Annotated in this window: 17 protein-coding genes; 10 read left to right on the forward strand and 7 right to left on the reverse strand. The window is 53.9% G+C overall.

Annotation, left to right across the window (positions count from 1 at the left end):
- Window positions 1-39 precede the first annotated feature (39 nt).
- The 3 genes from rho to polA form a co-directional block, all read right to left on the reverse strand.
- The gene (rho, locus tag F1728_RS26390) at window positions 40-1,473 is read right to left on the reverse strand and encodes a transcription termination factor Rho (RefSeq protein WP_145187891.1); all 1,434 of its coding nucleotides are present in this window, start codon (window positions 1,471-1,473) and stop codon (window positions 40-42) included.
- Between the two features lie 233 nt (window positions 1,474-1,706).
- Complete coding sequence (coaE, locus tag F1728_RS26395; RefSeq protein WP_155366535.1) at window positions 1,707-2,351, reverse strand: dephospho-CoA kinase; 645 nt, start codon at window positions 2,349-2,351, stop codon at window positions 1,707-1,709.
- Between the two features lie 315 nt (window positions 2,352-2,666).
- A complete protein-coding gene (polA, locus tag F1728_RS26400) occupies window positions 2,667-5,363 on the reverse strand; it encodes a DNA polymerase I (protein ID WP_155366536.1) in 2,697 nt (898 codons plus the stop codon).
- Window positions 5,364-5,882: 519 nt separating this feature from the next.
- On the opposite strand from polA, the gene F1728_RS26405 reads away from it, so the two are divergent.
- Complete coding sequence (locus F1728_RS26405) at window positions 5,883-7,382, forward strand: coiled-coil domain-containing protein (RefSeq protein ID WP_155366537.1); 1,500 nt, start codon at window positions 5,883-5,885, stop codon at window positions 7,380-7,382.
- Window positions 7,383-7,458: 76 nt separating this feature from the next.
- Here F1728_RS26405 and F1728_RS26410 read toward each other — a convergent pair whose 3' ends face one another.
- A complete protein-coding gene (locus tag F1728_RS26410) occupies window positions 7,459-9,222 on the reverse strand; it encodes a DEAD/DEAH box helicase (RefSeq protein WP_155366538.1) in 1,764 nt (587 codons plus the stop codon).
- A 510-nt stretch (window positions 9,223-9,732) separates the two neighbouring features.
- Here F1728_RS26410 and F1728_RS26415 point away from each other — a divergent pair.
- Both F1728_RS26415 and F1728_RS26420 read left to right on the forward strand, forming a co-directional pair.
- Window positions 9,733-11,787 (forward strand): prolyl oligopeptidase family serine peptidase, encoded by a 2,055-nt coding sequence (locus F1728_RS26415; RefSeq protein ID WP_155366539.1) that lies wholly within the window; start codon window positions 9,733-9,735, stop codon window positions 11,785-11,787.
- A 122-nt stretch (window positions 11,788-11,909) separates the two neighbouring features.
- Window positions 11,910-13,271 carry a sulfatase-like hydrolase/transferase gene (locus F1728_RS26420; RefSeq protein ID WP_155366540.1) on the forward strand — a complete coding sequence of 454 codons (1,362 nt, stop codon included), beginning with the start codon at window positions 11,910-11,912 and terminating at the stop codon, window positions 13,269-13,271.
- 9 nt (window positions 13,272-13,280) lie between these two features.
- Here F1728_RS26420 and F1728_RS26425 read toward each other — a convergent pair whose 3' ends face one another.
- Window positions 13,281-13,748 carry a DUF2203 domain-containing protein gene (locus F1728_RS26425; RefSeq protein WP_155366541.1) on the reverse strand — a complete coding sequence of 156 codons (468 nt, stop codon included), beginning with the start codon at window positions 13,746-13,748 and terminating at the stop codon, window positions 13,281-13,283.
- Window positions 13,749-13,904: 156 nt separating this feature from the next.
- Complete coding sequence (trpD, locus tag F1728_RS26430; protein ID WP_155366542.1) at window positions 13,905-14,936, reverse strand: anthranilate phosphoribosyltransferase; 1,032 nt, start codon at window positions 14,934-14,936, stop codon at window positions 13,905-13,907.
- Between the two features lie 287 nt (window positions 14,937-15,223).
- Between trpD and F1728_RS26435 the strand changes: the two genes are divergently transcribed.
- The 7 genes from F1728_RS26435 to F1728_RS26465 all read left to right on the forward strand — a co-directional run bounded on the left by F1728_RS26435 (window position 15,224) and on the right by F1728_RS26465 (window position 23,362).
- Window positions 15,224-16,369, forward strand: coding sequence for a YfgM family protein (locus F1728_RS26435; RefSeq protein ID WP_155366543.1), 1,146 nt, complete (start codon window positions 15,224-15,226; stop codon window positions 16,367-16,369).
- Window positions 16,370-16,426: 57 nt separating this feature from the next.
- Entirely contained in the window at window positions 16,427-17,635 is a 1,209-nt protein-coding gene (locus F1728_RS26440) for an outer membrane protein assembly factor BamB family protein (RefSeq protein WP_155366544.1), read from the forward strand.
- Between the two features lie 71 nt (window positions 17,636-17,706).
- The gene (crcB, locus tag F1728_RS26445) at window positions 17,707-18,102 is read left to right on the forward strand and encodes a fluoride efflux transporter CrcB (RefSeq protein WP_145441505.1); all 396 of its coding nucleotides are present in this window, start codon (window positions 17,707-17,709) and stop codon (window positions 18,100-18,102) included.
- 260 nt (window positions 18,103-18,362) lie between these two features.
- Entirely contained in the window at window positions 18,363-18,875 is a 513-nt protein-coding gene (locus F1728_RS26450; protein ID WP_155366545.1) for a TIGR03546 family protein, read from the forward strand.
- The gene (locus tag F1728_RS26455; RefSeq protein WP_155366546.1) at window positions 18,872-20,605 is read left to right on the forward strand and encodes a TIGR03545 family protein; all 1,734 of its coding nucleotides are present in this window, start codon (window positions 18,872-18,874) and stop codon (window positions 20,603-20,605) included. The genes F1728_RS26450 and F1728_RS26455 overlap by 4 nt, the downstream gene beginning before the upstream one ends.
- 412 nt (window positions 20,606-21,017) lie before the next feature.
- The gene (locus F1728_RS26460; RefSeq protein WP_194242537.1) at window positions 21,018-22,187 is read left to right on the forward strand and encodes a M24 family metallopeptidase; all 1,170 of its coding nucleotides are present in this window, start codon (window positions 21,018-21,020) and stop codon (window positions 22,185-22,187) included.
- 179 nt (window positions 22,188-22,366) lie between these two features.
- On the forward strand, window positions 22,367-23,362 hold the full coding sequence (locus F1728_RS26465; RefSeq protein ID WP_155366548.1) for a cation diffusion facilitator family transporter: 996 nt from the start codon (window positions 22,367-22,369) through the stop codon (window positions 23,360-23,362).
- Between the two features lie 38 nt (window positions 23,363-23,400).
- Here F1728_RS26465 and F1728_RS26470 read toward each other — a convergent pair whose 3' ends face one another.
- On the reverse strand, window positions 23,401-24,828 hold the full coding sequence (locus F1728_RS26470) for a porin (protein WP_194242538.1): 1,428 nt from the start codon (window positions 24,826-24,828) through the stop codon (window positions 23,401-23,403).
- Window positions 24,829-25,098: the final 270 nt, after the last annotated feature.

Consider the following 25,098-nt stretch of genomic DNA (forward strand, 5'->3'; position numbering starts at 1 on the left):
GATTCAGCAGTCAGCTTTGAGACTGCTTTGCAGTGCTGATTATCCCAGGTTCATGCTCAGCAGAAATTCTTCGTTCGTTTTAGAACGTCGCATCCGGTTGGTCAACAGTTCCATCGCATCAACCGGATTCATATCGTTGAGAACCCGTCTGAGGATCCAGACGCGACGGAGTTCTTCTTCGTCCATCAGCAGTTCTTCGCGTCGGGTACCCGACTTGTTGACATCGATGGCGGGCCAGATACGCTTTTCGACCATTCTACGGTCGAGGTGCAGTTCGGTGTTACCGGTCCCTTTGAATTCTTCGAAGATCACTTCATCCATGCGGCTGCCGGTATCGACGAGGGCGGTTGCAACGATTGTCAGGCTGCCCCCTTCTTCCACGTTACGGGCAGCACCAAAGAACCGTTTGGGGTGCTGCAGCGCGTTTGCGTCTACACCACCGGAGAGGATCTTACCAGAGTGCGGGACTTCGGTGTTCCAGGCACGGGCCAGGCGGGTAATGGAATCCAGGAAGATGACAACGTCTTCACCGTATTCCACCATGCGTTTGGCTTTTTCAATGACCATTTCCGAAACCTGAATGTGTCGGCTCGGTGGCTCGTCGAATGTACTGGAGACGACTTCGCAGCGGTCGCCGCCGACCTGTCGTTCCATGTCGGTGACCTCTTCCGGCCGCTCGTCAATCAGCAGGATGAATACGTACGCGCTGGGATGGCTGGCGAGAACGCACTTGGCCATTTCCTGCAGCATGACCGTTTTACCGGCACGTGGAGGCGATACGATCAGACCACGCTGTCCCATACCGACGGGGGCCACGAGATCGACAATGCGCGTGCTCAGGTTGCCGGCCGGTGAAGAGAGGCGGAGCCGTTCCTTCGGGTGCAGCGGGGTCAGGTCATCGAAGAAGACTTTGGTCGTGAGGATTTCGGGATCACAACCGTTGACCGCTTCGACTCGCAGCAGTGCGAAGTAACGTTCGTTTTCTTTGGGCGGACGAATCTGGCCCGCCACGATCGCACCGGTGCGTAATCCGAAGCGTCGGATCTGGCTGGGCGAGACGTAAATGTCGTCCGGGCAGGGGAGGTAGTGGTAATCGGGGCTGCGGAGGAAGCCGAAGCCATCCGGCAGGATCTCGAGAGTTCCTTCGCCGAACATGAGGCCGTTAACCTTGGTCCGTTCTTTCAGGATCTTAAAGATCAGGTCCTGTTTTTTGAGCCCGGTGTATTCGGTGAGGTTTTCTTCCTTGGCAAGCTGCATGAGTTCTTTCATGGTCAGCCGCTGCAGATCAGCGATATGGATTTCGCTCTGCTTGATTTTTTCGTAGCGTTCATCAGCGGCTTTGGAGATGGCATCCGCGCGCTGATCTCGCGTCGCGGTTTTGCCCGCTTTACCGTTCGAGTCTAACCCGTCTATATTTTCTGAAGCCACAAGCCCGTCATTTTCAGATGTCTGAAGTTTTATGGATTTGGCCATGATCAAATACTTTCCGAATTGCTAAATAGTGAGATGAAATCGAGTGGAGTTTCTGGGAATTTTAAGCAGATGGGTTGAACGCGAAGAATTTTGAACCTCTGGAAAGGTCAGGTAACATTTGAAAAGGCATCAACTGGTTTCGGTTGAATCAGCGGCGAGTCAGCTGTCTCAGGTTGAAGACGAAATTATTATATGTGTCAGACTGAGGATGTGAATGGGATATCCTCAAATCATTAAATTGTCTCTTTTTCTGTTGGCAGTATTGAATCGATGAATCTGGATAATTGAAGACCTGCTGATTCCAGGTCCTGATCATTGTGAATCACGCTGGTTGCCAGTTTACGCTTTTCTGAGAGAGGCAACTGTTGATTCTCCCGTTTGGTTAATTCTGCTGCTGACCACCCTCGATTCTCAGTCACTCTGAGTAGGCGTTGCTCAAAGGGACACTCAATAAAAACGATGTGATCACACAGCTTTTGCCATCCCGCTTCCAGAATCACGGCGGCGTCTACCAGGATGGCATCAACCTGTCCTGCGGACCGGGCTGCCACAATTTCCTGTTCCAACCTCCGATGAATCTCGGGATGGACGATCTTTTCAAGTGCGTCTAATGCTTCCTGATATTGTTTTGATTCTCCAAAAACGAGTCTGGCGAGTTCTTTACGCATTATTATCCCCTGTTCATTGAACACCACAGACCCGAAACGGGCTCGTATTTTCTGTTGAACTTCGGGGAAATCAAGTACTTCGTGTCCGATCTTGTCGGCATCGATGACTCTGATCGGTCGAAATGAATTTACTGTTTTGGCTACTGCACTTTTACCTGATCCGATTCCTCCAATCAGAGCAATCGTAGGGATGGCTTTATGACAAGACACAAGGTGGTTGTGCTAACTTGCAATGGTGGAAAATGGATTTCTTACACATTCCTTCGCAACAGAAACGTACCACACAGGAGGCTTATGATTGCTGAATCCCTTAGCAACAAGTAGATGAGACACATAGGCGTGCATTAATATCGTTACCAATACCCAACAGGTTGTCAACAAAAAAAAGGAAAGTTCACTGTTTTCAGCTTAAAATTTATCTTTTCTTTACAAGACTGTTGAACTGCCGGATCAGCCCTTTTTGATGGGTGACAGTTTGTCGGGCCCATGCTCCGGAAAATGCCGGATTTTGCGAAGAATCAAGCCTCAGTCACTTCCCAGAGACGTCTGCTCCAGCCAGTTCAGCCCGGACGACATATCGACGATCAGAGGCACCTCCAGATCCATGGCAGATTCCATCTCGCACTGTACAATTTCTCCCAGCGATTCCAGTTCGCCCACCGGAACTTCGAAGACCAGTTCGTCATGAATCTGCATCAGCATCCGGCCGGGGTGTGCTTCGTCTTTGAGACGCTGGCTGACGTTGATCATCGCCTGCTTGATCAGGTCGGCGGCTGATCCCTGAATGACGGTATTGATGGCGGTCCGTTCGGGCATATTCAACTGTTTCTGAACGCCGCCTCGCACGCCCTGAATCTCACGTTTTCTGCCACAGATGGTCGTGACGTAATTCTTGCTCGCACAATCCTCCAGGATCTGATCCAGGAATTCCCGGACACCCTGGTAACGATCAAAGTAATCATCGATAAAACCGGCGGCTTCGTTCTGAGGGATGCCAATCGCTTCGGAGAGACCGAAGGGACTCTGACCATAAATCACACCGAAGTTCACCGCTTTGGCGGTCCGCCGCATGTCACTGTCGACGTCATCCGGAGAGACGCGGAAGATATCGGCGGCGACCGCGGTATGAATGTCGGCTCCTTCCCGGAAAGCCTGGCTGAGAGCATCGTCCTGACTGAGATGGGCCAGCACACGGAGTTCGATTTGCGAATAGTCCGCACAAAGCAGTCTCCAGGTTTCATCCTGCGGAATGAAGGCTTTGCGGATCAGACGCCCTTCCGGTGTGCGGATCGGGATGTTCTGCAGATTCGGGTCACTGGAACTCAGACGCCCGGTGGCAGCGACCACCTGGTTGAAGCTGGCGTGAATGCGTCCGGTTTCCGGATTGACCAGCCCGGGCAGGGCATCGAGGTAGGTACTCTTCAACTTGGAGAGGTGCCGGTGTTCGGTGATTTTCGCAGGCAACTCGTGTAACGGGGCCAGCTTCTCCAATACACTCTGATCGGTACTGGGGCCGGTTTTGGTTTTCTTGACGACGGGCAGATTCAGCTCTTCGAACAGCACCGTTCGGAGCTGCAGGGGAGAGGCAATGTTGAATTCATGGCCGGCCAGTGAGTGGATCTCTTCGATGAGCGTTATCAGTCGTTCATCCAGCGCCTGGCTCTGCTGCTTGAGTTCATCGATGTCGACGCGGATGCCGGTGAATTCCATCTCGGCGAGAATCGGAATCAGCGGACGTTCCAGGTCCCAGTACAGGTCCCACAGGTTATGTTGCTGCAGTTCATCCTTGAGAATCCGGGAGAGTTGCCAGGCGATCTCGGCATCTTCGACCGCGTATTCAGCGACCTTGTCGATTTCGACTTCGAACATCTTTTTCTGCTGTTTTCCAGAGCCGATCAGTTCCGAAATGGGAATCATGGTGTGCTGCAGATAGCGTTCGGACAGCTTGTCCAGACTGTGTCCCCGTTCGCCGGCATTGAGCAGATAGGAAGCGACCATCGGATCGATACTGACGCCCTGCAGAAAGACGCCGGCCCGCATCAGCACGACCATATCGTACTTGATGTTCTGATTCGTAATCAGGATCTCGGGGTCTTCCAGCAGTGGTTTGAGCTGGCTGAGTACCAGTTGAGGATCAAGGGCCGGCTGCCCCGGAGGACCTTCGACGGGAATGTAATAGCCGCTGTGCTTTTCCCAGCTGATGGCCCAGCCGACGATTTCCGCTTCGGCGGGTTTCAGTCCGGTGGTTTCCAGGTCGACGCAGAATTCGTCCTGTTCCTTGAGCAGTGCCACGAATTTCTCGAAGGCGGCTTCGGTATCAACAGTTTCCCGGATGCGTTCCTGGGGCTCGACTTCCTCTGGTTTGGTGAAGTCTTCTTTCATCTCCTCGGCGAAGCGACGGAAGCCGAAATCCATGAACAGCTCGCGCAGTCGTTCCCGGTCGGGATGGGTCAGACGGGAGGCTTCCCAGTCAACGCTGAGGTCCAGGTTCTGATTCAGCGTTACCAGCTCGCGGGACATGCGGGCCTGTTCGGCGAATTCTTTCAGGTTCTGCTGCAGTTTGGGGCCTTTGGCTTTATCTGCATTGGCGAGTACCTCTTCCAGGGAACCGAACTGCTCGATCAGGGTTTGTGCCTTCTTGGGACCGATGAGAGGGACGCCGGGGATATTGTCGACGCTGTCTCCCACGAGTGACTGGAAATCGATGACCTGATCCGGTCGCACGCCCCAGTCGTCTTCGACGGCCTGGGCGTCCATGAACTTGTTTTTGCGAATGTTGTAGAGCCGTACGGCTTCGTTAATCAGCTGGCGGGCATCCTTATCGTTGGTGACGATCACGGTATCGATGCCTTTTTCCCGGGCCTGGCGGGCAATGGTGGCAAAAACGTCATCAGCTTCCCAACCCGGACATTCGATAATCGGAACCTGAAATCCCCGTACGACGTCCATGATGTGCGGAATCTGGGGACGGAGGTCTTCCGGCATCTCGGTGCGATTCGCTTTATATTCGGGATACACATTATTCCGGGTGCCCGGTCCGCTGGAATCCATGGCGAAGATCAGGTAGTCGGGGGCCTGGCTCTTGATGATGTTCAGAATGTCCCGCGTAATGCCAAAGATGGCATTGGTCGGTTGACCCGCAGGACTGGTCATGGCCGGCACAGCATGAAAAACCTGAAATACCAGAGAAAACGTATCAATGATGTAAAGTGTTTCTTTCATAAAGATTTAGCTTTACCTGAAATTTTGAAATGAGATAGCCGAAACTGGAAACATGAGGAGATTTTACGGGCCCCGCATGAGGACCTGCTGTTCGCGAATCTGCAGGAAATCGACTCGTGAGAGTCTCATTATTGGGGAGACAGTCGCGAATCGCCATGTACAGGCGGGCCGAAGTCGGAACTCAATGAAATCTTTTGTCAGTCAGACTGCAGGAACGCAGTTTACTGATACTTTGTGTAGCCTGGCAGGTGGGGCAAGCCTGCCGGTATATCGGAAACTGTTTATCGACAGAGGGGGGAGGTTCAGAGAAGCTGCTTGACACTGCTATTCCTGAACTTAGAATGATAGATAGCAGGACGCTGTTCTTCAGAATTCTCAGAACCACCTCTTCTGGTCTTCCTGCAGGTTGTCATGGCAGACTGCCGGGCATTGCTGAAGATAGTTTGACATATCGACCATCACCGCCACGGTGCTTCGTTTCCCACGATTGTCACTTGAAAATCCTTAAGGTTAGAAAAAATGGCTGCCAGTAAACCAACTGCTGTTCACTTCTCATTAATCTTTTTCGTCATGCTCACACTGATTTGTGGCGTGATGGCTTACCTGAACTATAAAGATCTGGCAGAAGCCAACGCCAAGCTGAATCAGGCTGAGTCAAACGCTCGTACCAGCGATGCCGCAGTACGAAAGCTGGACGAAGAACTGCAGGCTTTGAAAAAGCTGATCGGGAACGAGCAGGATGAAATCGGCCTTGATAACAAAACTCCGAACACCGTCATTGGTGCGACCGAGCAGGATATCAAGACCCATGCTGACGTTCTGGCAGAGCCCACGATTAAAAACACCCTGATCAAGCTCTCCACTCAGCTGAACCAGACCAAGAATCAGCTGGCACAGGAACAGGCCGACAAAAACAAACTCGAAGCCCAGTTCCTGGCTCTCAAAGGCGAGCTGGATAAAGTTGTTGACCAGCACCGGACTGCCCGCGAAGGGGCAGAAAAGGATCTGGCAGACACCCAGAAAGTCAAAGAAGAAGAAGTTTCCGCCAAAGATCAGCAGATCGCTGCCCTGCAGAAGGAAAACGAAGAAATCCTGATCGAGCTGGACCAGCTGCGTGAAACCAACGCGAAAACCATTAAAGACCTCGAAAACAAAAACAATACCTACGCCAGCCTGATCGACACACTGCGTAGCCGTCTGACCGAAGTTCAAAAGGAGAGTTTTGAAGTGCCGGATGGCGTTGTCCGCACCGTTGATAACAGCACCGGCGTAGTCTGGATCAACCTTGGTGAAGCAGACCGGCTGCCCAAGCGGATGACATTCAGCGTCTATCGTAAAGCCCACCAGGGGATTGGTCGTGGTGAAGAAGACATCATTGGTGCCATCGAAGTCACCAAGATCCTCGGGCCACACCTCTCTGAAGCTCGTATCGTTTCTGACGACATCTATCAGCCGATCAGCCCCGGCGATCCGATTTACACACCGCTCTGGGGGGTTGGACGTCCTGAAACCTTCGCGATTTCAGGTATCATCGATCTGGATGGGGACGGCAAGTCCGATATGGATCTGCTGCAGCGGATCATCGAGAATGCGAACGCCAAGATCGACAACATCGTGACCGAAAACGGTGAGCGGATCGGCAACGGCCTGACTGTACATACCAAGTTCCTGGTGATTGGCGAATCTCCCAATATTGATGCCGCCAAGACTGATGAACAGCGGGATAAGATGCAACAGGTTATCGCGAAGATGAAGGAAATTCGTGATGAAGCCCGTCTGAAAGCAGTCCGCGTGATCGGCATCAATGATTTCCTGAGCTACATCGGCTACAAGCCGCAGCGTCGTCTGCACACTCCCGGTTCGGGAATTGCCTCCCCGATCAAAGCGGGAGCCAAGAAAACTGGCGTGAATGCTACTTCGTCCGGACAGGTTTCCGGAGTCTTCACCCGCAGTAAACGACTGAAGCAGCAGACCTCTTCCGGTCAGACTTCGAATGTCTTTGGTGGGGCCGGCAAATAAGCGGCTGACACACTGACCTCAAAATAAAAACCGCTGTCCCGATTACTCAGGACAGCGGTTTTTTTGTATCCGCAGCTTAGGCTTTCTGCTGCTTGTGTTTCTGTTTGCCTTTGAAGCGTTTCTTCTTACCGGCAAAGGTTTCGGGGGATTCCCAGCGGGAGATCCGTAACTGCTGACCTGCCACCCAGACGTTCTTCAGAGCACGGAAGATATTCCGGGGCATCCCTTCGGGAAGATCGACGGTACTGAATTCATCAAAGATATTGATGCGGCCGATGTACTGACTGTCCAGGTTGGCTTCGTTTGCGATAGCACCAACGATGTTGCCAGGTTTGACACCATGGTTGTGGCCCACCTGCAGCTTGAAGCGTTCCATACCCTCTTCCGGTGAATCGCTGAATTCCCGTTTGCGGGGACGCTCCGGACGGTCTTTGTCTTTGTTAAAACGACGTTCGCCTTGCGGTGGTTTGTGGCCTTCGGTTTCGCGCGGTTTGCGTGTTTCCTGCCGGGTTGTTTCCTGGAGAAACAGCGGGCGTTTGCCCTGATGCAGGCAGGCCAGGGCAGCGGCGATTTCGATTTCCGGGCAGCTGGTGTCAGCCTGGTATTCGCTGAGCAGCTTGCGGAACATGCCAAAATCGGGAGCACTCATGGCGCTGGTGATGGATTCCTTGAAACGAGCGGTGCGACGTTCATTGATCACCTCGATCGTGGGCAGGTCCATCCGTTCCAGTTTGTGTTTGATAGCACGTTCAATGTTGGACAGTGAGCGGGTTTCACGCGGGGAAACGAAAGTGATCGCGTGGCCGGTTCGGCCGGCACGTCCCGTTCGTCCGATGCGGTGTACGTAGGCTTCGGAGTCCCCCGGCAGGTCGTAGTTGATCACGTGACTGATACGGTCTACGTCCAGTCCGCGGGCAGCGACATCGGTAGCGATGACAATGTTGACATGGCCGGCTTTCAGTCTGCCGACGGTGAGTTCACGCTGCCTTTGAGGAATATCACCATTCAACGGAGCTGACAGGAAGCCGCGGGCTTCCAGTTTTTCAGCCAGCTCAGTAGTGATGCTCTTGGTACGGACAAAGATGATCACGCCGTCGGTTTCTTCCACTTCCAGGATGCGGGTCAGAGCATCCATTTTGTGGTGCCCTTTCGCGAGCCAGAAACGCTGATGAATTGTATCAGCGGTCCGAGTTTTGACTTTAACGGTAATCTCTTCCGGCGACTGCAGGTAGTTAACTGCGATGCGACGGATGGCATCAGGCATCGTTGCGGAAAAGAGTGTGGTCTGATGGTTCTCAGGAGTCTGTTCCAGAATCCATTCCACGTCGTCAATGAAGCCCATACGCAGCATTTCGTCTGCTTCATCGAGTACGAGGCAGCGGAGCTGGTCCATTTTCAGAGTGCCACGACGCATGTGGTCCATGACGCGTCCGGGAGTTCCCACTACGACATGCACGCCCCGTTTCAGGGGTTGCAACTGGTCGCGGAAGCTGGCGCCTCCATAGATGGGGAGTACCTGCAGTCCCTGCAGTTCCGCACCGTAATCTTTGAACGATTCAGAAACCTGGATTGCCAGTTCCCGGGTCGGAGCCAGTACTAGTACCTGGGGAGCTTTGACTTCCAGATCAATATTTGAGAGCAGGGGGAGTGCGAACGCGGCGGTTTTGCCGGTTCCCGTCTGTGCCTGACCTACCAGGTCACGACCTTCCAGCAGATGCGGGATCGTTTGTGCCTGAATCGGGGTGGGTGTCTGGTAGCCCAGCGTCTCAAGTGCAGCGAGAATGGGTTGTGCAAGCGCAAAATCAGTGAATTTTGTCTGCTCAGAGACATCAGTTGACATAAAATCAGCCTTTTGACGCACCTTCATCCCGCAGGTGAGGCTTGCGTCGCGTAAAAAAGAACATGGTGTGAGAGTCGATCCCTATCGACTCAGGGGGCATGAACAGACGACGGTCTGGACAGCGCTCTCCTCGAAGCTCTGCTTCGTATCACCCCACTGCTACGGTCAGAAGCGAAACCCCTGTCTCAGGATTTCGGCAATATGTAGCAAAAACAACACGAAAAGAGGGCAAACAGCCGGCTCTTTATGAAAGAGATTCTGGAGATCAGCTCAGAGCGGGTCGGTCACCGTACCGGTAGACGGACCATCTGGCTCCTCATCGGAGTGGAATTGTATCAGCGGTCCCCGCTAAATACAGCCCCTGAATCGGGATTTTCAGAGAATATCTCATTTCAGAGGACCGTTGCCGAAAAAGCTGACAAATTGAACCAGATGACTTAAGTCAGGCTCAAGTATTCCTCTACAATAGTTCTCAAACCGACCAGTGCCGTTATTTCAGGAGCAAGCAGGATGGATGCAGCAGAAAATTCCGATCAGCAGGATTTAGAGCATAAAGAAGAACAGTCGCTGCTCTGGCTGGAAGAAATTGAAGGAGAGCAGGCCCTGGACTGGGTAAAGCGACAGAATGCCGAGACCCTGCAGGTGCTGACCAGCGATCCCCGTTATCAGCAGTATGAACGGGAAGCCCTGGAAATTCTGACTGCCGCCGACCGGATTACTTACGGGACCCTGCGGGGAGATTTCGTCTATAACTTCTGGCGCGATCCGCAGCACGTGCGGGGAATCTGGCGTCGCATGCCCCGGGAGCAGTACCGGCAGAAATCGAAAGAGTGGGAACTGCTGCTCGACGTCGATCAGCTGGCCAAAGAAGAAGCGGAAAACTGGATCTACAAAGGCGTCGACTGTCTGGCCCCGGATCACGACCGCTGTCTGGTGGAACTGGCACCGGGCGGAACGGACTCGGCCGTCTATCGTGAATTCGATCTTCCTTCGCGGTCGTTCGTGCAGGGGGGCTTTTCTGTACCACAGGCGAAGAGTAATCTCTGCTGGGAAGACCGCGATCATCTGCTGATTGCTACTGATTGGGGCCCAGGCAGTCTGAACTCATCAGGGTATGCCCGCATTCTGAAACGCTGGCAGCGGGGGACGCCACTCTCGGCAGCGGAGACCGTACTGGAAACGGGCGAAGACGAGACCTTCGTGTATCCCGTCAATCTGAAACACAACGGCCGACAGAGCTGTTTCGTGATGCGGGGACATGATTTTTATCACTTTACGTTTTACCTGGTGACTGCGGAGGGAACACTGCAGCAGCTTCCGCTGCCACAGAAATGCAGTCTTTCGAGCCTGTTTCGGGATCAGTTGCTGGCGGAACTGAAAGAGGACTGGCGCGACTTCTCGGCGGGGGCCCTGGTGAGTTTCTCCCTGTCCGATTTTGCCAGGACGGGGGAGATTGCCGACATCTTGTCCGTGTATGATCCTGGCCAGAGTGGAACGATTTCTCAGGTCCGCTCTGCGCGGGATGCGGTTTATGTGACCGGAATCGAACATGTTTCGAGTCAGATCCGCGAATTCAAACTTGCTGACAACGCCTGGCAGGGGCGTGTGCTTCCCTGGGGAGAGGGAGATGTAATCTCTATCAGTTCTTCTGACAGCAGCAGTAATGATCTGCTGATGTCGCGCGACGGATTTCTGCAGCCGGGCAGCCTGTACTATGTCAATTTTCAGGAAGGGATCGAAACGCTGTTGCAGTCGACGCCGGCCCGCTTTGATACGAAAGGTCTGACAGTGAAAAAATCATTTGCCGTCAGTCGCGACGGAACGAAGGTGCCTTATTTCCTGGTACATCACGAAGAGATCCCGCTGGATCATTCCACGCCCGTCTTACAGTACGGCTATGGTGGGTTCGAGATTTCGATCCTGCCGCACTACAGTCCGCTAATGGGAAAGCTCTGGCTGGAGAAGGGGGGCGCGTACGTGCTGGCCAACATTCGCGGCGGTGGGGAATACGGTCCCCGCTGGCACGAAGCGGCGCTGCAGGAGAACCGACAGCGTGCCTACGATGACTTTTTCGCGGTTGCCGAAGCGGTGCAGCATCAGGGAGTGAGTTCGCCTGAACATTATGGGGCGATGGGCCGGAGTAACGGCGGGCTCTTGATGGGAGTGACACTGACACAACGCCCGGATCTGTTCAATGCCATCGTCTGCGGCGTACCGCTGCTGGATATGAAGCGTTTCAACAAGCTGCTGGCAGGCGCCAGCTGGATGGCGGAGTACGGAAATCCCGATCTCCCCGAACAGTGGGAGTTCATCAGCCAGTATTCGCCGCTACAGAACCTGAAGCCAGGACAGGCTTATCCCCGGGTTTACTTCTTTACGTCGACCAAGGATGACCGCGTCCATCCCGGGCATGCGCGAAAGATGGCGGCCCGCATGGATCAACTGGGGTACGACTACTTTTATTACGAGAATATCGAAGGGGGCCACAAAGGGACGGCGAACCAGCAGCAGGAGGCGATGCACAGCGCCCTGGAATATCTGTATCTGATCCGGCAACTCAGTTAACGGCCCTCGATTGACAGGCGGCGCTTAACATGTTGTGATGGAACCGGGGCCTGTCGCAGGTCTCAGCGCTACGCAAAGCGACCGAATTAATCGCCTGTTGAGAGTGATCCGGAGAAGCCGTGATGAATTACCGTCTGTTCTGTCTGTTGAGTCTCTGTTTTGTTGGTTTGTGTCTATCATCGGAGCCGGTGGCAGCGCAGCAGAAAAAACAGCAGCGGCCGAATATCCTGTTGATCACAGCAGACAATCTGGGTTACGGTGATCTGGGCTGCTATGGAAACAAGGTCATGCAGACTCCCCGCCTGGATCAACTGGCGCGGGAAGGGACGCGGCTGACCGATTTTTATACGGCTTCCCCCACCTGTACGGTTTCGCGGGCGACACTGCTGACGGGCCGCTATCCGCAGCGGATCGGCCTGAATCACCAGTTGAGTGCAGATGAAAATTACGCGGATGGCCTGCGACAGAGTGAGCGGCTGATTCCACAATATCTCAAACCGCAGGGATACCGGACGGCCTGCTTCGGCAAATGGAATGTTGGCTTTTCGAAAGGCAGCCGACCGACGGAGCGGGGTTTTGACGAGTTCTTTGGATTCGCAGCCGGCAACATCGACTATTATCACCACTACTACGCCGGGCGGCACGATCTGTGGCGTGGCGTCAATGAAGCCTTCGAGAAAGGCTATTCCACGGAGCTGTTTGCCGACGAAGCGTGTCGTTTCATCACCGAAAATAAGCAGCGTCCGTTTTTCATCTATCTGCCTTTCAATGCACCGCATTTTCCCAGTAAACGCAACAAGCAACCGGGACAGGGCAATGAATGGCAGGCGCCGGACAGTGCCTTTGCCGCGTATGGCTATTCGCCCGGGACAAAAGATCCCCGGAAACGATATCGCGCCGTTGTGACCGCGCTGGATACGGCGATCGGCCGCGTGCTGGATCAGCTGGACACCTGCGGATTGCGGGACAATACATTGGTGATCTGGTATTCGGACAACGGTGCGTTCATGCTCAAGGACCGTGGACTGGAAGTCGCTTCTAACAAACCCCTGAGAGACGGCGGTGTCACTTTATGGGAGGGGGGCATCCGCGTGCCGGCGATCGTGCGTTATCCCGGTCACATTGAAGCAGGCTCTGTTAACAACAGTCCGTTGATCAGCCTGGATATCCTGCCGACCCTGATTGCGGTCTCTGGAGGAGAGCGGCCTGCAGATCGAACGCTGGATGGAACGAATATGCTGCCGGTCCTGGAGCAACCGGAATCGGCGAAGCCGAGGACGTTCTTTTTCCAGTACCGGAAATACGCTGCGGTGCGGCATGCAAATTACAAGCTGCTGCGAACGAGTCCTGACAAGCCCTTCATGCTGTTTGATCTGGATCAGGATCTGAGTGAGACAACCGATCTTGCAGACCAGAAGCCGAAGATTACTAAACAGATGAAAGCAGCGTACGCAGCGTGGGAACAACGGGTACAGGCTGAGTAAGCAGCGGGCTTACATCAGCATGTCATTGTGGTCATCGTTGTCGATGGACTCTTCGAGCAGCGAACGGCGATCTGAGTAGGTTTCGTCGAGGGAGTGCCAGTGGCCGACTTCCTCTTCACCCAGTCTCCAGCAGAGGTAAACCTCTTTGCCTTCGCGGAGGGTCGGGAAGTTGACGACACCCAGACCAGGATCTTCCAGCTCGACACCCAGTTCGAGCAGTTCTTCTTCGTAGGTTTTCAGCTGCTCTTTATCGTTTTCGATGTCCAGCTCAGCCTGCAGCAGTTCTTCGCTGTAGACCGAGTCTTCATCGCGCGTGGTGGAGCCGGGGAGATGCTTGATCTCTTCGATCCGTTCCTGGCGGTCATGCAGATTTTCGTACAGCGCGACAATGTCTTTGACGATGGCCCGTACGAGCGGTAAACGGAGATTGGCCTCATCCGGATTGAAAATCAATTTGCGTTGTGCTTCAGCATTCATAATGGTGAGACCTTTATTTTTGCCAGAAACCACTGAACATGGTCTCTGGTCGGGGTGACATTGTTTTGAGGAATTATAAGAGTCAGTCCAGATTCGGCAAGTCAACCTGACGAAAGCATTCGTTTTTTGTTAGACCCGCGTGGAATTTCGTCTTATTTATTCTCCTCCTCTACTACTGCTAAAGTCGATGAGTTGTTGGAGTTTTTCGCGTACTTTTCCCTCATCGATCAGTTGAGCGACCTTTTGAACAGCCTGCATCAGATCGGAAGCCTGTTCAGCAGCCAATAAAGCAGCTGAAGCATTGGCGACGACCATGTTACGGGCCGGGCCCTGTTCACCATTCAGGATCTCGCGGATGATGTTGGCACTTTGCTCGGAGGATTCGACTGTCAACTGACTTACGTCGCATTCGGGTAACCCGAAGTCGGCAGCAGTCCATTCGAAGTGATTCAGGTTGGCACCCGTCACTTCGAAAACGGTCGTTTTTCCCCAGAGGCTGACCTCATCCAGTTCTCCGTTGCCACAGACAACCAATGCATGTTTTCGACCTAATTTTAACAGGGCTTGAGCAATTTTTTCCGCAGCCTCTACCGAATTGGCCCCCAGCAACTGGTACTCGGCGCTGGCCGGATTCGTTAAAGGCCCAAGGTAATTGAAGATGGTGCGAATGCCGAGTTCCCGCCGGACCGGGGCAACATATTTCATCGCGGAATGGAGCAGGGGCGCGAAGCAGAATCCAATGCCGGTCGTCTCCAGGCACTGGCCGATTTGTTCAGGTGTCAGGTCGAGTCGGACGCCGAGTGCTTCGAGGACATCTGACGACCCGCTGGAACTGGAGACGCTGCGGTTGCCATGCTTGGCGACGGGAATGCCGGCTGCCGCCGCGACCAGGGCGACTGTCGTGCTGATGTTGAAGGTGTGCAGCTGATCGCCGCCGGTGCCACAGGTATCCAGCAGACCTTGTCTGTTCGTGGGGATCGCGAGTGCCTTGGCGTGCATCGCCTGGGCAGCGCCGACGAGTTCGTCAGACGTTTCACCTTTCATGCGGAGGGCTGTCAGCAACGCGGCAATCTGGGCATCGCTGCATTCTCCCTGCATGATCGAGGAGATAACCTGGCGGGTCGCTTCACTCTCCAGATTCTCTCCCTCGAGCAGTCGATTCAGAGTCTGGCTGAGAATTAAAGACATACGAGAAGTTCCTGGGGCTCAAAAGTAGTCAATCTGATTCGTACGGGAATTATATCACAGGCAAGACTCAGATTCAGCCAAGACACGAACGGAATGCAGGAAGTTCGTTTGAATTGGCTGACAGGCAGCATTCCGTGATAGCGACTTCCCGGGGAAAATTGTCTGCATACTTGTTGGTGCGGGAAGGAAACTGGTACAATTGCAGGCACTTGACTCTACTCAACGACGCGATCTCCAGGCAGCGGAGATTGCTGATTCAGAACAATTTTGAAAGTCGGGAGATTCTCATGCAGCGAAGTCGTTTTCTTTTCTGCTGTTTGTGTCTGTTCAGCGTACTGAGCAGCGTGCGGGCGGATGATGTGGAACAACAGATCGCCAGAATCAAACAGGTTCAAAAAGAGGGGCAGGGAAATCAGGCTGCCTCCCAGGCGGTTCAATCGCTTTCCCAGGCAGATGCGTCGGCACTGATTCCGATTCTGTCCAGTTTCAAGGGGGCGAATCCTCTGGCGGTCAACTGGCTGTGCGGGGCATTTGAAGCAGTCGCGGCGAACGCAATTCAGCAGGGAAAGCTGCCTGAAGCAGAGCTCGAAAAGTTCATTCTGAACAAATCCCACAATCCCCGGGCACGACGACTGGCTTACGAAACGCTCATCAAAGTAGACGCGAGTGCCAGCGAACGCATCATTCCCGGAATGATCAACGACCCGAGTGTGACTCTCAGACGCGATGCCGTGCAGCGACTGATTGATCAGGCCAAGAAACTGGAAAAAGACGGCAAGAAAGATGCAGCCAAGCAGGCCTACGAGCAGGCACTGAGCGGCGCGACCGATGATGATCAGGTGAAAGCGATTGTCAAACCGCTGCGCAGCCTGGGCGAGAAGATCGACCTGCAGAAGCATTTCGGTTTCCTGTCGGACTGGAAGATTATCGGCCCCTTCGATAACCGGGAACTGAAGGGATACGACACGGCCTACCCGCCCGAGAAAAATCTGGACTTCTCCTCGGCCCTGAAAGGCAAGGAAGGGGAAGTGAACTGGAAGTCGGTGAATACAGAAGACGATTACGGTATCTTCGACATCGCGAAAGAGATTTCTCCCTACAAAGGGGCCGTGATGTATTGTGCGGCTGACTTCTATAGCCCGGGGGAACAGGAACTGGAGATTCGCCTGGGAACGCCCAATGCCTGGAAAATCTGGGTGAATGGCAAGCTGCTGTTTGCCCGCAATGAATATCACCGCGGGATGATCATGGACCAATACAGCGTGCCCGTGACATTTAAACCGGGGAAAAATGTGATTCTGCTGAAACTCTGTCAAAACGAGCAGACCGAAAGCTGGGCACAACGCTACCAGTTTCAATTACGTATCGCCCGTCCTTCCGGGACCGGCGTACTTTCCGAAAAACCAGAGGCAACGACGCAGTTAACGCCGTAACTGCCGATCTGCAGTTTCTCCTCGAATTCAAACATACTTTCCTGACAGGTTAAAATTATGAATAAGAGTGCCTTTCAACTTGTGATGCCTCTGATTGCCATCGGTCTGTGCTGTGGAGCCGACTGGCCGCAGTTCCGGGGACCGCTGACCAACAACGTGGCGACTTCGGATACACCGCCGACCCTGGTCGACCAGGAGAGCATTGCCTGGACCGCCGATCTGGAAGGTCGTGGTGCTTCTGGGCCGATCATCGTGGGAGACAAGGTCTTTTTGACCAGCACTACCGGCTTCAAACAGGACCAGTTGCACGTACTCTGTTTCGATGCGAAGACCGGCAAGCAGCTCTGGGACCGTCAGTTCTGGGCAACAGGACGGACACAGTGTCACAACAAAATGTGCGTGGCGACGCCGACTCCCGCCAGTGATGGCAAGCGGGTGTTCGCCACATTCTCGAGTAATGATGTCGTCTGTCTGGACCTGGACGGAAACCTGCTCTGGATCCGTGGACTGTCACACGATTTCCCCAATGCGAGCAACAGCCTGGGAATGGCCTCTTCACCCATCGTGGTGGGTGAGACTCTGATCGTACCCGTCGAGAATGACGACGATTCTTTCACCACCGGCCTGGATGTGAAAACCGGCATCTCCCGCTGGAAAATCAAACGTCCCCGGGTCGCCAACTGGACCTCACCCGCGATTCTGAAAGCCTCTGACAGTGCCGAAACCCTGGTGCTGTTGCAGTCGAGTGAAGGTGTGGATGCGATTTATCCCGAAACGGGAGATACTGCGTGGAGCTACGAGCAGGGAGCCGGCCGTATTCCTTCGACCACGGTCGGAGACAATACGCTGTATATTCCTTCCAACGGTCTCACCGCACTCGTACCCGGGTCCAGCAGCGAACCTCCCAAGGTTCTCTGGCAGGAACAGAAGCTCTCTCCCGCGACGGCCAGTCCCCTGGTGTATGAGAAGAAAGTCTTCACTGTGAACCGGGCAGGCGTATTGACCTCTGCGAATCCGGAAGATGGCGAAGTGATCTGGCGTCTGCGGTTAAAGGGGCCTTTCAGTGCGACTCCGATCGCCGCCGGCAAGCATCTGTACCTGGTCAACGAAAAAGGACTGTTACAGGTGGTGCAGGTGGGGGCAGACGAAGGTAAAGAGACGGGCGAAATCGATCTGAAAGAGACGATTCTTGCCACGCCCGCGATTGCGGATAACGCTCTGTTCCTGCGCAGCGACAAGCACCTGTGGAAGATCTCTTCCAAGTAGTTTTCCGAGAACTCAAACCGATTCGTACGCCTGTGTCAGCAGGCTGAGCAGACTGAAAAAAGGGATAACAGGTGTCACAACTGCTGGCCGTTGGACTGGGTGGATTTTTCGGAGCGATTGCGCGCTACAGTATCACGGAATTCATGTCACGAAAGTACCCCGGATTTCCCGCGGGTACCTTCGTGGTGAATGCGACAGGCTGCCTGTTGATCGGCATTCTGATGGCGATCGTCTCGCATAAGCAGATCCACTCTTCAGTGTGGGTGCATAAACATGTGAGCCTGTTTCTGATTACGGGCATGCTGGGCTCACTGACCACTTTTTCCACGTTCGGCCATGAAACCGTCAGTCTGCTGCGGAATGCAGAGATGCATCATGCGTTGATCAACATCGCCGGGAACCTGCTCGTCGGCCTGTTCGCTGTCTGGCTGGGCTGGTCGCTCGTCATGCTCTGGATTCAGAAGTAATCTGGGCCGGTACATGGGGGAAATCCAGGATTCCCCAGCCGTTCTGAGACCATTTCTGGCTGTTCGACCACCTTCAATCAGTAGTGACACTGATATTATCTCTGCGAATGTTAAGAATTTCTGATTATAACGATTAAGACGCGCGAGGCTTTCAGCCGATATTAAGGCTTAACAGGGGGGATTCTGCCTGACCTTCTTACGCAGGCAGGCAGAATTTTTATTCCTTTTAACTCCAATGATATAACGGAGTTCACCCCGAAATGTCTTACTGGCTTCGCTCTCTGCGATTTCTGGCCAGCGCCTTCAGTGGCGTTTCCTCACCGCGTCAACTGGCCCTCGGGTTCAGTATGGGCATGGTGATCGGTCTGGTTCCCAAAGATAATCTCATCGCCTTGATGCTGCTGTTCATTCTGGCAAGTTCCAAGGTCAATCTCTGCTCCGCTTCCCTGGCGACCCTCGTCTTTTCCTGGCTGGGTGTTTTGCTCGATCCGTTGAGTCATCTGCTGGGTAAAAAGGTCCTCAGCGCGCCGTCGTTACAGGGATTCTGGCAAAGCGTGTATGAACTCCCGCTGGCTCCCTGGACTGATTTCAATAATACCGTCGTGATGGGTAGCTTACTCTTGGGGCTGTGTCTGTTCTATCCGGCTTATCGACTGACGCGCCCTCTCTTTGAAAAATACACGCCGATTGTGGCTGAGCGGCTGAAAAAGTACTGGATTGTCAAACTGCTCTGGGGAACCGAAGTCGGTACCGTGGTGGGAGAGGTTTCATGAAGTGGAATTACCTGCTCCCCCGCCTGACCCTGGCAGCGATTATCTGGGTCTTTTTTGCCTTCGCCTTCGATCCACTCGTGCGCTCCGGCCTGATTCAAATGAGTCAATCCGTGACGGGAACGCAGGTGGAAATTTACGATCTCAAAACCGGCTTCTTTCCCCCGGCGATCAAGACCGGTCCTGTGGCAATCGCCAGTCCGGCCAAGGACAAGAGCTACATCGCCACGTTTTCTGAGATGGAACTGAAACTCGCGGGACGCCCGTTGCTACAGCGGAACCTGATTGTCGAAGAGGCGGCCATTCTGGGAATGGAATTCAATCCGCCACGTTCCACTGTTGCGACTGCGGAAGAGAATTCGGAGCCGGGCAGTCACTTTCACTTGAACTTCGCCCCCTTTCGGAAAAAGTCAAAACAACTGGGCAAGAGCTGGCTGGATGTTTTGAAGCAGTCTGCTGTCGAGCAGCTGGATCCCGATCGTCTGGCAACCGTACGGGTTTCAAAGCAGGTCCAACAGGAGTGGAAGCAGCGTTTCGCGCAGTATGAATCGAGGGTGGACCAGGTGAAGCTGGAACTGGATTCGGTTCAGGATTCGGTCAAAACCGCCGAGGGCAAGACCCTGGATCGAATCAAAACCTACGCGGAGTCGGCTGAACGTGTCGATCTGCTGGTCAAGGAAGGCAAGCAGATGCGGGAGGAACTCAATAACCTGCCTCAACTGGCACAGCGCGACTTCCAGCGGATCGAAGAGGCCAAAGATCAGGATCTGGCTCAACTCGATTCGCTGATGGACTCCGTCTCGCCCGATCCAGAGAAAATTCTGCACGCTCTGATTGGTGAAGAACTCACAGCACAACTGGAAGAGATGACGGGCTGGTCGAGTATGATCTTTCGGACTGTCAGAACCATGCGTGACGAACAGGAGCCGGAGCGGATGCAGGGGGAATGGATCGATTTCCGACCGGCGGATGCACTGCCGAATGTGTTATTCAAGCAGATCAAAGTGAGTGGAAGCACGCGTGTGAATCAACAGAAATATCCGTTTCAGGCACTCGTACGGGAACTCTCCTCTGAGCCGAAAGCGTATCGCCGTCCGATTCAGCTGCAGGCACGCGTCGAGGCGGAAGGAGAAGTCAGGCTCGCGGGAGAACTCAAATTTTATGAGCAGCAGCCTACACACGACTTTCTCGTCAAGTTTGACCTGCCGAAACAGAAAACGATTCAACTTGAGAATTCCGATAAGTTATCGCTGGCGCTGATCGCGGATCAGACCGAGTGTGAGTCGCGGATTTCGTTTCGGGAAAATGATTTCACGTGCCGGGTGGAATTTAAACAGACTCCCGTGCGGTTTCAGTTCGATTCTGAGCAGGCAGGCATCAAGCCTCTGACACAGGTCGTCGCCCAGGCTCTCTCCACCATCGATTCCATCTCAGCGACCCTGGAGGGATCGGGAAGTTACAGCCAGCCTGTCTGGCGGCTGGAATCGGAAACCGGCGAGCAGATTGCCCGCGGGCTGAAGCTGGCCTGCCAGGCGGAAATCGGTCGACAGAAGCAGGTACTGGCCCAACAGATCGAACAGCTGGCCCAGCAGGAGCGGGATCAGCTGATAGAAAAGCTGAATCGCCAGTACTCGGCAGTGATCGCTGACCTGGAAAAAGAAGAGACCCGGGTCCAGTCGGTTATTCAGAAAGTCTCAGGGCGGTCACTGAACATTCGCAGCCTGTTGCGTTGATGTCAGGGCGACAGAATGCCGTATTTTCGGGCTGTAGAAGGGCGTGCCCCTGACTGCTGATCGAAAATGCCCTTGATTTCTTTCATATCCTGATATGATTGATGGTAGGAACGGAGTGCGTTGCAGGATGCGATTATCCTCTTTATCTGCCTTTTCTGGCTGCACCCTCCTGTCCTCAACAAATCATCTCTGTCTGTCTGCAGCGGTAGAACCGGTGCTGAAAAATCCGTTAATCGTTTCTATGAAGATAAAACCTGTATTTCGCCGTTGAGATCAGCGGGAAATGCTTGACTTCAGCTATTTTAAATACAAAACTCATTTATTGACACTGACTTCTAATCAGACAAATTTCAGAGGGTCACAATCGTGTGTTGGGAAGATTGTTTGTTGTAGTACCAGCGGGGAGTCCTCTATGACGATCGTAGCAGTGAATGCTCATGCACCAATTTCTTCCGGAGAAATTCCCACGACAGACCCCCGGCGTGCCACCGATGTTGAATACAAGCAGCAACAGGTGATCTCGCTGCTGGAGGCTCATAACCAGGACGCGCTGCTGCTGCAGTCCCCCGAGAATATGGCCTGGTTCACCGCGGGAGCTGAACTGACCCGTGCTGGATCGAACAATCCCTGTGCTGCGGTTTTCATTACCCCGGATGCCCGGTTGATTGCCTGCAGCAATGTGGACGCGAATCAGATTTTTGACCGTGCGATCCCGGGACTGGGCTTCCAGATCAAAACCCGCCCCTGGCACGAACCGTTGTCACAACTGGTGCGGGACCTATGTAAAGGACGAAATGTCGCCAGCGATACGGGAGTTGAGGGAACGCTGAACCTCTCCGATGAATTAAGGACCCTGCGGTTTCCGTTTACCGAACTGGAAGGGGAGCGCATCCGCGAACTGGGGAAACTGGTTTCGCATGCGGTCGAAGCGACTGCCCGCCGGGTGGAACGGGGAAATACCGAACAGGAAATCGCCGGTTGCCTTTCACATCGTCTATTGAAACATGGCGTCAACCCCCGGCGGTTACAGGTGATGGCAGACGGACAGAGTATCCGTTATCGACACTGGGGCTATGGCGAAGACCGCCTCGAGAGGTACTGTGTGATCTCTGCCGTCGGTTCCCAAAACGGTCTGCATGCGGCTGCGACACGCACCGTATCATTGGGAAAACCTCCTTCGAGTATCATTAAATCGCATCATCTGGCACTGCTCATGCAGGCGACCGGAATGTATTTTTCCAAGCCGGACTGGGCTCTGTTTGATACGTGGAACCGGGTGAAACGCATCTACGAGAAATACGATTGCCCCGATGAATGGCAGCACGCCGACCAGGCGGACATCATGGGGTATCAGTCGGCTGAGACCTCGATTCTGATCAACAGTGAGTTCAAGTTTCAGCCCGGCATGGCTGCATTCTGGCATCCTTCCGTTGGTCCCGCGATGACCGGGGATACCATCCTGATCGAAGAGAACGAGACCATCATGATTACGCCGATGGAGCAATGGCCCGCGGCCAAAATCATGGTGAAGGAAAACCAGCTGAGCCTGCCTGATATCCTGATTCTGCCTGACGCAGACTGAGCGACAGCACCGGCTGAGACAAACTGTTCTCAAATCGGTTCCCAATCACGCTTTGGCTTGTTTCGCTCTTGTCAAACTGCCTCAATCCAATCAAGATGCGGAGATAACGGTGTTCACTGTGAACCTGCAGCGGACTTCTCTCCTTCAATCCTGATCCTCATTGATGTGTGTTGACTGGTATGGCAGCTGCTGACAGCGCTGGTAATTCGAATGAGCCTGCTCCGGCTCCTCTGCTGGAGGAATTTCCGGAACCGCTGGAATTGTCGGAAGATGTCTCGCGGGTTCGTCGCCGCAGAACTTCCCGGCTCATGCGCGTGGCCTGGGTGGGAATCAATGTCCGCCTGTTCGTGATTGTGATGGAGCTGGTGGGACTCTGGTTTCTGGGGCATTCGGTGCTGCTGGTCGATGCCCTGGCGAGCTGTGCTGATGTGTTTACTTCGCTGGCAATTCTGTTCGCGATTCGTCTGGCAGAACAGCCTCCCGATGAAGACCATCCTTTCGGGCATGGTCGCTATGAACCGCTGGCAGGATTTCAGCTGGGCATCTTGATTCTGGTGGTCGGAACAGGCACATTCTTCTATCAGCTGGTAGCGGCTTTCAGCCATGTTCAGTACGAAGTGATCGGCTGGGTGAGTTGGACCATTCCCCTGTTCGCTGCCGTATTGCTGGAAGTGACCTGTCGTGTGGTACTCCGTATGGCCCGTCAGGAGAAGAGCTCGGCGATGATAGCCGAGGCTTATCATTATCGAACCGATGCCCTGACCAGCTTCCTGGCGGCCCTGGGGCTGCTGATTGCCAGCTGGATCCCCGGATACGGTCATTTGATCGATCACATCACAGCAATGCTGCTGGCGTTAATCATGATCTACCTGGGCTGGGTCGCTGCCCGGGAGAACCTGCACGAGCTGACCGATAAGATCCCCGATCAGAAGTATTTTGATCAGGTGCGGGCTTCTGCCCTGAAGGTCGCAAGGGTGCTGGATGTGGAAAAGGTCCGGATACAGACTGCAGGGCCTGACGCGCATGTGAATATCGACATTGAAGTCAACCCGAACGAAACCGTTGATCAGGCCCATCTGACGGCCCAGCAGGTCCGCCAGCAGATTCAGCACGACTGGCCTTCCGTGCGGGAGGTTGTGGTGCATGTCGAGCCCTACTACGAAGATGACCATTAACGGGTCTTCGAGTACTTGCCCCTCATCCGCTTCCTGTATTAGAAGCGGATGATCACGTCGCCACCCAGCAGGACCTGGTAATCAGACTGGAAGTTTCGGTAAGGTCCCTGAACGTTGAGCAGAGGAGCCCGGGTATCAGACCAGTCGAACCGCAGTTCCGGTCGAACAGTAACGCAGGGATGTGGTCGCCAGTTGGCACCCACGGTCAGCCCGTAATAGTTTCCGCCGGTGGCCAGGAACTCAGGTACCTGCAGTACCCGTGAGAAGTTCTGATCCCGGAAGTATTCGAAGCGGGCACCCACGGCAAATTTATCGGTGATGTCGTAGAACAGGTATTGATTAAAGGAGTACCATTTGGCAGGAACGACCTGGAACTGGTTATTGATAGTTCCGTTGTCCTGAATACCGAAATCGCTCTGGAAGACGTAAGTCAGGCAATCGGTGAAGTCGTGTGACAACACGAAGCTGATCAGGGTCCGGTTGGCGGTATTGCTGAATCCATTGTCCTGATCGCCCGAAGTCAGGGTCAGGTTGATGCTGGTGTCTTCATTGGCGCTGTTCCAGCCGATACCTGCCAGCAGTTCCCCATCGTCATTCGGATCTTCCCAGGCATCCCAGCCCCGAGCAACACCGGCCAGTACCTGCAGTTGATCATTGATCTGGACTGTGCCCAGGACACCGGTATGAGTGAAGGGCTCACCATACTGCATGCTATAAGAGTGTGAGTAGAAGAAGTTCTTCGGGGCCATCACGCTTTCATAACCGATGGGCGTATAAAAGTGACCGGCTTTGAAGCTGACGCCAGACAGGAAGGGCAGATAGAATTCTGCATATAACTGAGGCATCGCCAGGCCGTACATGGCATAATTATATCCGCCGCTGCTCCGAGGTCCGTTGGAGCTGTTCCAGTGAGGGGCTCCATCAGAGCGGGTTTCCAGACCGAGTGCGGTTGTGTAAAAGTAGTCAGTACCGTAGAGCAGGTCTCCGCGGAAACCCCAGTCGAACTCATCGCCGCCGTAGTCAACGGGACGCTCGACGAACAGGTACAGCTGATTCATCTGGTATTCGTTGGAGCGGTCGTTGAATGTGACAGGCAGGTTGAAGTTGTTTGATGGTTTCTGGAAGTTGCCTGTGAAACCCTGGTCCAACCAGCCGCCAACGCGAACCCGCTGAGAGTTCATCGAAGGGTAGATCGGTGAATGACGCATCAGAAACTGCTCAAGGAAATTGCAGCACTGGCATTCGGGCAGGCAGATCTGATTCACGCAGTCCTGAGCGGCCATGGCATCAGGAGCGCAAACTGCTTCCTCAGCTACGTTTAGCGAGATCGGCTGGTACAGGCTCTCTTCCGTGCTCGGAGCCGATTCGTCAAGGTAGCCGGGTGCCGGGTAGGTTTCACCACCGAAAACGATACCGTGAGTACTGATCGCGAGAGCAACCACAATCCATTGTGAAAATTTATTCATTCGCATGTTTTCCAACTCGTGCGATCACCAGATTGTTTATCTGCAGACCTGTCGTTGATTTTTTCCCTGAATCCAGCTGCAGGATGTCAGGACGAACCGATTCAGCTCAAACAATGTATTTGTAAAACAGAATGACCTGATTCCGTGGATTCAGGCCTCGATAGAGGTAGAAATCCCGCGGGAGAGTCATAATCACTCTTCTTCACTCTAGTTCGGTATGTGGGATCAGCTCTGGCGAATCAATTTAGAGCTGAACAGGTCTCTTCATAC

This window comes from Gimesia benthica, from assembly GCF_009720525.1.
GTDB classification, from domain to species: Bacteria; Planctomycetota; Planctomycetia; order Planctomycetales; family Planctomycetaceae; genus Gimesia; species Gimesia benthica.